Annotated in this window: 13 protein-coding genes; 6 read left to right on the forward strand and 7 right to left on the reverse strand. The window is 54.5% G+C overall.

Annotated features, from left to right (window positions below):
• Positions 1-331 precede the first annotated feature (331 nt).
• Both DYY88_RS08035 and DYY88_RS08040 read left to right on the forward strand, forming a co-directional pair.
• On the forward strand, positions 332-808 hold the full coding sequence (locus DYY88_RS08035) for a YchJ family protein (RefSeq protein WP_039730288.1): 477 nt from the start codon (positions 332-334) through the stop codon (positions 806-808).
• Between the two features lie 208 nt (positions 809-1016).
• The gene (locus DYY88_RS08040) at positions 1017-1892 is read left to right on the forward strand and encodes an Npun_R2479 family HD domain-containing metalloprotein (protein ID WP_044151365.1); all 876 of its coding nucleotides are present in this window, start codon (positions 1017-1019) and stop codon (positions 1890-1892) included.
• Here the strand turns inward: DYY88_RS08040 and DYY88_RS08045 are convergent.
• Positions 1889-2662, reverse strand: coding sequence for a ZIP family metal transporter (locus DYY88_RS08045; RefSeq protein ID WP_039728570.1), 774 nt, complete (start codon positions 2660-2662; stop codon positions 1889-1891). The two genes, DYY88_RS08040 and DYY88_RS08045, sit on opposite strands and share 4 nt — an antisense overlap.
• A gap of 244 nt (positions 2663-2906) precedes the next feature.
• Here DYY88_RS08045 and DYY88_RS08050 point away from each other — a divergent pair, with 244 nt between their 5' ends.
• Both DYY88_RS08050 and rimM read left to right on the forward strand, forming a co-directional pair.
• Positions 2907-4196 carry a valine--pyruvate transaminase gene (locus DYY88_RS08050; protein ID WP_039728569.1) on the forward strand — a complete coding sequence of 430 codons (1290 nt, stop codon included), beginning with the start codon at positions 2907-2909 and terminating at the stop codon, positions 4194-4196.
• 8 nt (positions 4197-4204) lie between these two features.
• A complete protein-coding gene (gene rimM / locus DYY88_RS08055; RefSeq protein WP_039728568.1) occupies positions 4205-4807 on the forward strand; it encodes a ribosome maturation factor RimM in 603 nt (200 codons plus the stop codon).
• A 235-nt stretch (positions 4808-5042) separates the two neighbouring features.
• Here the strand turns inward: rimM and DYY88_RS08060 are convergent, their stop codons facing one another.
• From DYY88_RS08060 to hpxO, 4 genes are all read right to left on the reverse strand, one after another.
• On the reverse strand, positions 5043-5492 hold the full coding sequence (locus tag DYY88_RS08060; protein WP_039728567.1) for a Fur family transcriptional regulator: 450 nt from the start codon (positions 5490-5492) through the stop codon (positions 5043-5045).
• A gap of 431 nt (positions 5493-5923) precedes the next feature.
• Positions 5924-6427, reverse strand: a complete 504-nt coding sequence (gene uraD / locus DYY88_RS08065) for a 2-oxo-4-hydroxy-4-carboxy-5-ureidoimidazoline decarboxylase (protein WP_039728566.1) — start codon at positions 6425-6427, stop codon at positions 5924-5926.
• Between the two features lie 5 nt (positions 6428-6432).
• Complete coding sequence (gene uraH / locus DYY88_RS08070; RefSeq protein ID WP_039728565.1) at positions 6433-6795, reverse strand: hydroxyisourate hydrolase; 363 nt, start codon at positions 6793-6795, stop codon at positions 6433-6435.
• 83 nt (positions 6796-6878) lie between these two features.
• Positions 6879-8042 (reverse strand): FAD-dependent urate hydroxylase HpxO, encoded by a 1164-nt coding sequence (gene hpxO / locus DYY88_RS08075; RefSeq protein WP_039730286.1) that lies wholly within the window; start codon positions 8040-8042, stop codon positions 6879-6881.
• 520 nt (positions 8043-8562) lie between these two features.
• On the opposite strand from hpxO, the gene DYY88_RS08080 reads away from it, so the two are divergent.
• Positions 8563-10047 carry a polysaccharide deacetylase family protein gene (locus DYY88_RS08080; RefSeq protein WP_201279061.1) on the forward strand — a complete coding sequence of 495 codons (1485 nt, stop codon included), beginning with the start codon at positions 8563-8565 and terminating at the stop codon, positions 10045-10047.
• 323 nt (positions 10048-10370) lie between these two features.
• On the opposite strand, the gene DYY88_RS08085 is transcribed toward DYY88_RS08080, so the two are convergent.
• Positions 10371-10748 (reverse strand): hypothetical protein, encoded by a 378-nt coding sequence (locus DYY88_RS08085; protein WP_044151364.1) that lies wholly within the window; start codon positions 10746-10748, stop codon positions 10371-10373.
• Between the two features lie 347 nt (positions 10749-11095).
• On the opposite strand from DYY88_RS08085, the gene DYY88_RS08090 reads away from it, so the two are divergent.
• Complete coding sequence (locus tag DYY88_RS08090) at positions 11096-12013, forward strand: alpha/beta fold hydrolase (RefSeq protein WP_039728564.1); 918 nt, start codon at positions 11096-11098, stop codon at positions 12011-12013.
• Between the two features lie 26 nt (positions 12014-12039).
• On the opposite strand, the gene DYY88_RS08095 is transcribed toward DYY88_RS08090, so the two are convergent.
• Positions 12040-12270: a hypothetical protein gene (locus tag DYY88_RS08095; RefSeq protein ID WP_130199368.1), complete on the reverse strand. Its 231-nt coding sequence runs from the start codon at positions 12268-12270 to the stop codon at positions 12040-12042.
• Between the last annotated feature and the right edge of the window lie 22 nt (positions 12271-12292).

Genomic DNA, 12292 nt, shown 5'->3' on the forward strand with positions numbered 1-12292 from the left:
GGGAGCCGGAAAGCTTTGTCTGGCCTCCCCCTCGCCCATTTTTGGGAGAGGGGGACTGAGGGGGTGAGGGCCGAGATGTGTATACACAGGAGCTGGTTTTGGGGATGGCTGGGTAATTGGGACCATTGCTGGTCAGATATGGGGGCCGCAACAGGCAACTTGTAATGTGCCGAACTAAAGGTAAAAATGCTGCCCAATCACGCTGTTGGTGGTAATGGCTGGCTGCACCTAAGCGCAAATCGTGAGATCTCAAGGGCGTTCTGAGGTTGCCTTGATGCGGGGATTTTGGCTAATCTGCCCAGTAGTTTTATCGGCTGTCTCGACCTTATCCATGACTGCGTTTACCCAGTGCCCCTGTGGGAGTCAACGACCGTTGCTCCGCTGCTGCGAACCTTATCTCTCTGGGCAACAGGCTGCGCCCACCGCCGAAGCACTGATGCGATCGCGTTACACCGCCTATGTGCAGCAAAATATCGACTATCTCATGGCGACGCACCATCCCACCCAGCGCCGCTTGAGCGATCGCGCCACCCTGCGCCAGAGTATGCAAAACACGACGTGGCTCGGGTTAACCATTCTCTCGACTCAGCAGGGACAGCCAGATGACGATACTGGCATCGTCGAATTTGTCGCCCGGTTTCAGGCCGACCAACCCGGACAAATCCACGAGCGATCGCGCTTCCAAAAGCAGAAAGGGATCTGGTTTTACCTTGATGGCGAGCACTTGCCGCCCGTAACACCCAAACGCAATGAACCCTGCTGGTGCGGCAGCGGCAAAAAGTACAAACAATGCCACGGCAAGGCTTAGCTTTACCACTGCGGTCAATGGCTAACGTCAGGCCCCCGGTCCCTGGGGCATAACTTCAAACTATCGTGTTACCCAACAAGGGGCCGGGTTGCTTTTACCGGCTAGTTACCGATCAGAAGCGTCCTGATGCGGTTGTTGCGCCCTGGATAGATCGGATAGAACAGACATACAGCTCTTCGCCAACTTTTCTCCCCGTTCTCCCAGTCGCATGATCAATCCCAACAAGATTCTCGGTAACGCTTTTGTTGCCGAACTGCGGTCCAATTACACCCAAACCTACGGTGGGCTCAAGCCTGACTACGCCGACATCATTGCCTGGGTCGGCAACATGGGAGTGGAAACCATCGCCAACAGCAATGCCCTCTATCACGACGTTGAACATGCCATCTTCGTAACTTTGGTGGGCCAGCAAATTTTGCGGGGCAAGCACATTCGCGAAGGGCGAGTCTCCTGCGAAGACTGGCTGCACTTCACGATTTCGCTGGTGTGCCACGACATTGGCTACGTCAAAGGGGTGTGCCGTCGAGATGTCATTTCTGGCCGAACCTATGCCACCGGCAGACAAGACGAAACCGTACAGTTTCCCGAGGGACACACCGACGCCAGTCTCACGCCTTACCATGTCGATCGCGGCAAACTCTTTGTGCAAGAGCGTTTTGGCGGCCATGCCTTGATCAACGCAGAAGTCATCAAACGCAATATTGAGCTCACGCGGTTTCCCGTGCCATTGGATGGGGATCATCAAGACACGACGGAGTTTCCAGGGTTAGTGCGAGCGGCTGACCTGATCGGGCAGCTATCAGATCCTCGCTATTTGCACAAAATTCCCGCCCTGTTTTATGAATTTGAGGAAACGGGCGTCAATCAGCAGTTGGGATATCGTCATCCCGAAGACTTGCGGCGCAACTATCCCCGCTTTTATTGGAAAACGGTGTATCCCTTCATCAAAGATGCGATCGCCCACTTGAAACTCACCCAAGAAGGTAAACAGATCCTCTCTAGCCTGTATGGCCACGTCTTTGAAGTGGAACATGAATCTCACCCCGAGCCATTCCCTCCGGATGAGCCGGGGGCGAACCTCTAGCCCAAGGCAATATCCAGGCACATCATCACCACAAAGCCCGCCATGACGCCCAGGGTGCCGCTCTGGCCCAGGCTCTTTTGGGAGATGTCGGGAATAATTTCATCCACAATCACAAACAGCATGGCACCGGCGGCCAAAGCCATGCCCCAGGGCAAAGCTTCTTGAGCGATGCTGACAAGGCCCGCCCCCACCAGGCCGCCCACGGGTTCGACCAGTCCCGTCAGGGTCGAAATGCCGAGGGCATAATAGGGAGAATATTGCAGGCTCTTGAGCGACCAGGCGACAACCAACCCTTCCGGCATATTTTGCAACGCGATGCCCAGGGCCAGCGTTAAGCCTTGGGTTGTATCACCAGAACCAAACCCGACTCCGACGGCCAAGCCTTCGGGAAAGTTGTGCAGGGTAATCGCGGCGACAAACAGCCAAATCCGCTTCAAATTTTTTGCTGCTGGTCCCTCCAGCCCTTTAAAGACGTGCTCGTGGGGAAAGCGGTTGTGGACGAGCCAGAGCAAGCCGCTCCCCAGACAAATGCCGAGACCCATAATCAGCGCCGCGATCGCTTCGGAATAGCCTAACTCCATCGCTGCGGCAGTGCCTGGCACGACGAGCGAAAACGAGGTTGCCGCCAGCATAATGCCGCCGCCAATGCCCAACAACACGCCTTCCACCTTTGCGTCGGGCATCCAGGGCAGTAAGACTGGCAAAGCACCGATGCCGGTGCCGAGTCCGGCGATGAGGCTCGCACTCGCCCCTAACGCTACTGTGTCCACGCGGGTCGTCTCCTTTTCCAGGCTGGATGGGTGGGTCTCCTACAGGCTAGTCGATCTTGGCCATCCTGCCCGATCGCGTTTAGGGGCGACTAGTTGGCGAGGGTTCTAAGCGGGCGCGATCGCCCACCGCAGTGGCTTCCCCGATTTCCTGTGCCCATGCCGAATCAAGAATGTTATTCTGGCAAGACTCGCTCACCGAGTGGCCGCGATCGCGCGTCCATCCCTGCCCTTCATTGGTTGACCTATGAATCCTGCCCTGACCCAATTTGGCGATCAAATGTCTCACCTAACGGGGGTGAGAGCCATTATGAAAGACATTATTGAAACCTTGCGAGCGGGCCAGGGGCAGTCTTTCATTAATTTGAGTGCCGGTAATCCGGTGATTTTGCCCGAGGTCGAGCAACTCTGGCGCGACTGCACGGCTGACCTGCTGGCCAGTGCCGAATATGGCGAGGTCGTTTGTCGTTATGGCTCTAGTCAGGGGTATGAACCACTCATTGAGGCCGTGCTGGTAGACTTTAATCAACGCTACGGGCTCAATTTGACCGAGCGCAACATCCTCATTACACCGGGCAGTCAATCGCTGTACTTTTTTGCGGCCAACGCCTTTGGCGGCTACACAGCGGACGGGCAACTACGGGAAATTGTGCTACCGCTGAGTCCTGATTACACCGGCTATGGCGGCGTCTCGCTGTATCCAGAAGCGCTGCGGGCCTACAAACCGACGTTGGATATTGATGTCGCCGCTCACTCCTTTAAATATCGCCCTGACTTCAGCCAGCTAGAAATTACCGATCGCACCGGATTCGTCTTATTTTCGCGACCCTGCAATCCCACGGGGAATGTGTTGACGAATGACGAAGTCCACCGTATTGCTGACTTGGCTGCGCCCCACAACGTGCCCGTCTTTGTGGATTCGGCCTATGCGCCACCGTATCCAGCGCTCAACTTTACGGAAATGACGCCGATTTTCCGCGACAACATGGTGCATTGCCTCAGTTTGTCGAAGGCGGGGCTGCCGGGGGAACGGATTGGGATTGCGTTGGGCGATGAGTCGATCATTCAAATCTTGCAGTCGTTCCAGACCAATTTGTGTATCCATTCGTCGCGCTATGGTCAAGCGATCGCGGCCCGAGCGATCGCCTCGGGTGCCCTCGCTCACCTATCAGAAACGGTGATTCGTCCCTATTACCAGAATAAATTTGCCGTCCTTGCCGACAGTCTGGATCGGCATATGCCTGGAGATGTGCCCTGGTATTTGCACCGCGGTGAAGGGGCCATCTTCGCTTGGCTCTGGTTTGACCAACTGCCTGTGACCGATCGCGAACTGTATCAGCAGCTCAAGCAATATGGGGTGATCGTGGTGCCCGGTGATCCGTTCTTCCCCGGCTTGCAAGAAGATTGGTCTCACACTCGCCAGTGTATTCGTATTAGCCTGACAGCGGCCGATGGCGAAATTGACCAGGCGATTCAACATTTGGCGAGTGTGGTGACGGCTCTGTATCAACCCAGTCTGACCGCAGTGGGTGCTTGAAGACGGTGATGAACGAAGCATTGTCCGATGACTGGATTGAAATTGGTCGCATCGTCGCCCCCCAAGGACTGAATGGCGAGATGCGGGTGTATCCTGACACCGACTTTCCGGAGCGGTTTTTGGAGCCGGGCGATCGCTGGCTCCTGAAACCGGGCCACACCGAGCCTGAAACTGTAAAGCTGATCTCCGGTCGCTATTTAGCGGGCAAGGGGCTGTATGTCATCAAGCTCAAAGGGGTAAATTATCGCGACCAGGTGGAAGCTCTGCGAGAAGCACGTCTATTAATTGCGGCGAGCGATCGCCTGGTTCTCGAACCGGGGGAATTTCATGTGGCTGATTTGGTGGGACTCACCGTTCGCCTCCAGACAACGGATGAGGACATCGGCACAGTGGTCGATATTTACTCAGCGGGGAACGATTTACTCGCGATCGAACTCTTCTCCGACCTGGCGGCGGTCACCGCAAAACCTGACATTGGTCAGACAAAAAAGCACAAATCCAAATCGGCTCCGCCTGTCCTCATTCCTTTTGTCGAAGAGATTGTCCCCGTCGTGGATATCGACGCTGGCTATGTCGTGATCAACCCGCCGCCAGGGCTATTGCCCGGTTAATCATTAACTACACTCACCATGGAATCAGGCTTCTGTCAAGATAGGTGGTTCCCTACTTAACCGGAGTCGCTAGATTGGGTACGTTAAGGCAGTAAATGCTAACCATTGCGTCAAGCAAAGTTGGCGCAGCTTCAGCATACGCAGTCTTTTTCAGGGTAATGGTTATGGATTTGATACTGGCCGCGATCGTCTTTGGCGCTATTCTCGTTCTCTTCACCAAAGAAGTGTTCGGCATTTAGACAGTTTCGGAAGCTGACTGTCGAGTGCCAAAAAAGTCAATGCGATATTCAGTAATCTTAGTGCCTGTTTGTGCTTCTACCTGACGAATCAGCTCAGGGGGCAACTCGACGCGCACATCGATAATTTGCTCGGTATCCAGGCAGTTAACGTGGCTATGGGCGTCGTTGATGTGCCCATACAGCCTGCCATCGGAGCGCTCGACGCACTCAATAATATTGTGCTCAGAGAGGGCTTCCAGGTTTTGATAGACCGAGGTGTGGCCGATCTCGCACCCCTGACGATTAAGGCGATCGTAGATCTCGCGGGCCGATAAATGCTCTTTGGCTTCCCACAGCAGTTCTAAAATGTAGCGGCGTTGTCGGCTCAGGCGCATTTTCAAGACCTGACAGCGCTCAAAAGCATCTTCTAAAGAACGGATCGGTTTAGCAGCTGTCGGGCTCTCCATCTTACGTGTACTCCACAGATCGACAACAGATAGGGAATGCCATGGGTTTAGCTAAGTTACTGCTGGTTATTCACCCTAGAGGCAAGGAACAGCAAGTAGGGCATCCCATCACTGACATGAGTACAGGGGAGATAAGTATTCCATAATCCGTACTCAGTACCACTTTAGCTTGTGCTGACCCAAATTTGCCACGCCTACAATAGCGCTGCCCTCGATTCGTGTCATCCCCGAGCTAAGGAAATTTACGGTGCCGAGCGAGGCGATCGCACAATTACGCGACCGTCCGCTAAGTCAGGATATTGAACCGGACTCTCTGGAAAAGCGATTTTCCCTCCCCGATCAGCGACTTAGTAGGTCGTCTAGCGCGGTTAATTTGGGAGCGGTAATAACGGAAAATCGCTTTGTTGCGCCGCTATTTTGAAGCATAGGGATTAGTCCTGCACTAATGCTCCAAGGCGATACCCGGCAATTTTGGCAATCTCGGCCAAGGCGGTTTGACGCTCCGTTGCCGCGTCGTGGGTCAAGCGCTGACGAAAGGCAGCCAAAATTGAGGTTTTGGTGTGTTCTTTGACGGCGACGATAAAGGGAAAATGGAAGCGATCGCGATACGCCTGATTCAACTCCGAGAAAGTGGCAAACTCCTCTGGCGAGAGGCGATCAAGGCCAACCCCGGCTTGCTCTTGCACGGATGAGTCGGCCATTTTGGCTTTAGTGCCCAGATCGGGATGCGCTCGGATTAGCCGTAACTGATCTTCGGTTGGCAGGGCTTGCATCACTGTCACCATCGCCTGATGCAATGCTTCCACCGTCGCAAAGGGACGCTGGGGCCAAGCCTTTTGAGCGATCGCGGGCGTGTGCTCAAAAATATCGCCTAATGCCTGGGTGAAATGCACTTCATCCATTTCGTTCAACGCCGCTAAAGTAACTTGCCCCATTGCTGCTAGCTCCCCCGATAGGTACTGTAAGACCAGGGCGAGACTAACAGCGGCACGTGATAGTGTGCCTCGACATCCGCAATGCCAAACCGCAGCGTCACTTCGCCTAAAAAGGCTGGTTCTGGTAGCTCCATCCCTCGCCGCCGAAAGTAAGCATCAACTTCAAACACCAGTTCATACTGGCCGACCTTGAACTCTTCGGGGCTCAGCATTGGCGCATCCGTGCGTCCATCGGCATTGGTGAAGGTGTGCTTGAGCAAAACGGATTGCTGCGTAGCGGGGTCGATAAACCGCAGGCCCACCCCCATTGACGCGGCTGGACAACCATTCGCTGTATCCAGCACATGCGTCGTCAATTTTCCTGTCATAAAAATGCCTCTCAAAATTGTTTAGGGCCAGACTCATGCTCGATTTAAGAGCGGCTCGTCTGGCTGAGAAAGTGGCCCTTTGACTACCGCATCGGGCCCCCTAAGATGACCTTGGCTAAGGCCCCAGTCACCGCCTCGGGTGATTCCTGTTTGAGTTCTTCATACCAGGCTTCCGTCAGTGCCGGATCTTTGCCATAAATGGTGTCCGTCCGCTTGCGGGCTTTGAGCACGAGGGCAGCGGTGCGGTCTTTGCGCTCCTGTTCGTAACGCTGCAAGGCATCCGACACGCTGATGTTGGTGGTGACCAGATAGCGGGTGAGCACCTCGGCATCTTCTACCGCTTGGCAGCCCCCTTGCCCCAGAGTCGGAGTCGTCGCGTGGGCAGCATCACCAATCAGCACCGTTCGACCGCGAGCTAAGTGATGGGGCGGATCGATATCGTGAATTTCAAGACGATTGGTGTTGAGCGGATCCAAAGCTTGAATCAAGGTTTGGACAGGAGCGGGCCAACCCGCAAAAATTTCGGCTAATTCATCTCGGCGCTGGGCCGGTTCGACGTGAGTGCCTTTGGGCATGGGCGCCCCAAAAAAGAAGTAAAAGCGATCGCCCCCAATGGGCATCATCGAGGCGCGTTTGCCCTGTCCTACATAGATCACCCAGTTATCAGCCTCACAGAGACCGGGTTGGGCATCGACAATGCCGTTCCAGTTGACGTAGTTGGCATAGCGTGGGCTGATCGATGTCTCCAAAACATACTCCCGCACGCGGGAATGAATGCCATCCGCTCCGACGAGCAGATCCCCCGTCGCACGGTGACCGTTTTCGAAAATTGCGGTGACCTGATCAGCAGTTTCTTCCACCTCCACGCAGCGCATCTGCAACTGCACCTGGTCACGTCCCACTGCGTTCAGCAACATGTCCTGCAAGTCGGTGCGCGAGACCGGGTAAGGTCGCTGCCCCACCTGATGAACCAGCGGCATCAGGTCGATGTGGCTAAGCGGTTCGTCTTGGTGGCTGCGATATTCCATCCGGTTCATGGTGCCACCCAAGGCCGCTAGCTGCTCACCCAAACCCAGGCGGTTTAGCACTTTGACCCCGTTCGACCAGAGCGAAATGCCCGCCCCTGCAGGGCGTAAGGCGCTGACTTTGTCGTAAATTTCGACCGTGTAGCCGGCTTGTTTGAGGGCGATCGCGGTCGTGAGTCCCCCAATGCCAGCCCCCACCACAATAGCTTTCAAGTTATACATAGTTGCGTTTGCAATAAACTCAGTGAGAATCCAAAAGTCAATAGCGCAGCGCTTGGCTACCAAACAGCCTGCTTGCCGCTTAGGGTAGTCTATTCATCCTAAAACTAAAAACCTGTGAAACACCGTTGAGGCTGAGGCCATTTCGGCTCAAATCTCCCCCCATCAGAACAATTTGAGTCTGAGATTTTTTTGCCTTGCCAAATGTGGTTAAAGAATTATCTCGACCTCTGAAACAGCCGCTCTCTGCTTGCCCGTTTTCTTAGGCGCACTGTCTAATCGCGACCAGTGGTGAGCAAGCTAGCTTCGTTGCGCCTGGTTATCGCTGTCGCTCATCTCAAACTGGCGACTACCCTGCATGATGCAAGTCATTGAGGGGAAACTGGCCCACCGCCTTGATCACAATGGCAATTTCGCCCTGGCGGTGTCACAACTGTTAAAGATCGTTTATCAAACGCATAATCACGACTCAACTTGTAGCGAACGGTGCGACACTGAAAAAGATTATTTGTGCTGAGGTTTCATGGTCGCTACTGCTGCCCACTCCATCATGGATCGCTTGCCCCAATTGATTGACGATATGCCGCCTCTCGCGGGGTGGAGCGATCGCCTTCAAGCCGCTACCCAGGGCACCGATCCGCTGTATTTAGAGCACACCAATCTGCGGTTATCCGATATTTCGGCGGGGTTTGCGATCGCCCTCCACATGCACCAACCGACGATCCCCGCTGGGCAAAATGGGCAACTCATCAGCAACCTGCAACATATGTTTGAGCACCCCTACGACGGGGATAACCATAATGCTGGGCCATTTGCCTATTGCTACGCTCGCATGGGCGACTTCATTCCCGAATTGGTGGAGCAAGGCTGCAATCCCCGCATCATGTTGGATTACTCCGGCACGTTGCTGTGGGGCTTCCAGCAGATGAATCGCCACGACATTCTTGACAAGCTGAAGCGCATTACCTGTGACGCTAAATATCAACCCTATGTGGAATGGCTCGGCACTTTTTGGGGCCATGCGGTGGCGCCCTCGACCCCCATTCCGGATATTGCGTTACACATTCGCGCTTGGCAACATCATTTTGCGGCCCTATTTGGCTGGGAAGCGCTCTCTCGAGTGCGGGGCTTTTCGCCGCCAGAGATGCACCTGCCAAACCACCCCGATACCCTTTATGCCTTGGTTAAAGCGCTGAAGGACTGTGGCTATCAGTGGCTGATGGTGCAAGAGCACACGATCGAAACCCTAGAAGGCCACGGCATTCCTCAACCCCATCTCCCGCATCGGCTGGTGGCCAAAAATTCTCAGGGCGAAGTAGCAGAAATCACGGTGCTCATCAAAACCCAGGGATCGGACACAAAACTGGTGGGCCAGATGCAGCCGTTTGCTGAAGCCAAGACGCTGCAACCAATGACGCTGGGGAATCAATCGGTGCCACCGCTAGTCTCACAGATCAGTGATGGCGAAAATGGTGGGGTCATGATGAATGAGTTTCCCAGTATGTTTAAGCGCTGCTGGCATGAAATGCGGCAACATGGCTGTGGTCGTGTCGGTACGGTCGGCTTCCTTGCTACAGAATACCTGGAACTGTTGGCCGCCGCTGGTGTCACGGAAGCAGACTTCCCAACCTGTCAGGCGATTGGGCAACATCGGCTGTGGCAGCTGGTGGGCGATCGCCCTACCCCCGAAGCCGTGCAGACCGCGATCTCCTCTATCCAAGCAGAAGATGGCAACTTCCACATGGAAGGTTCATCTTGGACGAGCGATCGCAGCTGGGTTGAGGGGTATGGCAATGTCATGCAACCTATGCAGCAGCTCAGCGCTCGCTTTCACCAAGCAGTGCAAGCGGGCAAGTTGGGAGATGAGCGATCGCCCGCCTATCACCGCGCACTGCTGCACAATTTGCTGTTAGAGACGAGCTGCTTCCGCTATTGGGGGCAGGGCGCTTGGACAGAATACGCTCAAACCATCTACCGCCGGGGATTGGCAGCCCTGACCAGTCACTAGACCTCATCTCACCCTGAGCATGAGGTATTCGTGGTGCAGTTTCAGTGTCTGCTTAGCGTCAGGTTGCTACTGATCTCCCTAAATCCCCCTTAACAAGAGGGACTTTGAGCCGGGATACTCTGAGCCCCCTTACCAAGGGGGCAGCGACAGCTGGGGATCCCAAGCCCCACTAAACAGATATCGGTTTCAACCTGCATCACGGTAACGGTTTCGGTCCTTAGCCAGGCGCGATCGCCGGACGCGGCACTGGCTGCATCCGGTCAATATCTCGCTGCTAAGGTCAACCGCAACCGCGCGCGATATTGATGGCGGTGTGAGGAATGCTAAAGTAGCCCGGCTTCCTCATCAGTGTCTGCGGCAACGGCGAGTTCTTCTAACGCGAACTGGAGGAATTGAGTGGCGACTTCGATACTGTCATTGTGGGCTGAAAATACCAGCAACATGCTGGAATCCTCACCCCCGGTGTAACACAAGATGCGAAAAACGCCGTCGTCGAAGTAACCAGTCCGGTCAATATCTCCCGCTTCGTTCGGCACATTCAGTTCGCGGATAAAGTCATCGGCACGACTGAGACACTGTTCTTGGTCGACACCTTCGAGCCATTGATCGCCACTCGCGATTTCGGGGCGGGCCTCAGCTGGCAAACTCACAGCGGCTAAACTTAAGCCGACAATACTGGCTGCAAAATATCGTAAAACCATTGAATCTATGACAGAGAACTAAAGGGTGTAGACGCACAATTGAGGTGCCAGGTTGCTGATCAGACAAAAGTCTGTGGCCCGCACATGTGCTTATCCTCAATAGACTAACTGTTACCGTCCACAAAAGGCGCAAACCCGATCGTTACAGCAGTTAGCCACGAGCTTTATTGTTTACGGGATTATGTCCTTCCCATCCGGAGGTGTTGGGCGTCAGTCCTGAGAAATAACTCTTTTGTCAGGTGCCAAATCTAGACATAATCAGTTATCAAGAAGCTTATGGATGTCATCCCAGCAGGGTCTGTGCGAGTCGTTGGCAACCATCACCGCTGAAATTGAGGATCGCCAACATGTTCATCGCACCCGGATTTGAGCAACGCTCTATCGTCACCGACTTAGGCGCGATCGCCTATGCGGCTCCCCAGCCAGAGTTTTGGCCGGTGGCTGATCATCCCGACCAAACCCTGCTCTTTCTACACGGTTTTGGTGGCGGGTCATCCTCCTATGAATGGTCGAAGGTTTATCCGGCGTTTGCAAGTGATTATCGGGTGTTTGCCCCTGATCTCATCGGGTGGGGCCAGTCTGATCATCCTGAACGCAGCTATCAAATCAGCGATTACGAAACGACCATTGTCCAACTGTTGCAAAAATTAGCCCCGCAAGGAGCGATCGTCATTGCCTCGGCCTTGACTGCCGCCATCATGGTGCGGGTGGCGGTGCAGCAGCCTGAACTGGTGAAGGGGCTAATTTTGGTCACCCCAGCAGGACTGTCAGATTTTGGTAAAGATTTTAGCGAGAGTTGGTTACCGCAAATTTTGCGCGTCCCCCTGCTGGATAAAGTGCTTTATCAGAGCGCGATCGCGACTTCGGCGGGCATTAGTGGTTTCTTGAGTAATCGCCAGTTTGCTAACCCTGACCTGATCACAGGTGAAATGGTGGAGGCATATCTGGCTTCCGCTACCCAACCCAATGCGGAGTATGCGGCGTTGTCATTTGTGCGCGGCGATCTGTGTTTTGATCTGGCGGAGTGGCTACCACAACTGACGGTGCCGACGGTCGTGTTTTGGGGCCAAGCAGCGCAATTTACCGATGTGGAATTGGGCAAACGTCTGGCAGCACTGAATCCTGAGGCTATCCAGCAATTCGAGATCATTGAGAACGTGGGGCTGACGCCGCAGTTAGAACAACCTAGCTTGACGATCGCCCTGATTCAGCGATCGCTGCGGCAGCTCTTGGCTATCCCAGATCCGGCTACCAGTGCTCACTGATTTAGTTGATGCGGTCAAAATTCAGGCTATTCCAGTGATTCAATCAGGCCTGCGATCGCAAACAAACTCATCAATCCGGCAGTGAGCCGCAAAAACACTGGCATCACTACTCGCATCAGCGCTTCTGTTTGCTCAACCGTGCCGAATAAAGCCCAGAGCAGGCAAATACTGATAAACCCAACCACCATGAATGCGAGAAGCTTCAGCCCTTCGCAGGCTGCCCGGAACAATAGGTTATGTCGCTGAGGTTGTCGCATGGATCTGTTCCCATAAATAAAT

This window comes from Leptolyngbya iicbica LK, from assembly GCF_004212215.1.
GTDB classification, from domain to species: Bacteria; Cyanobacteriota; Cyanobacteriia; order Phormidesmidales; family Phormidesmidaceae; genus Halomicronema; species Halomicronema iicbica.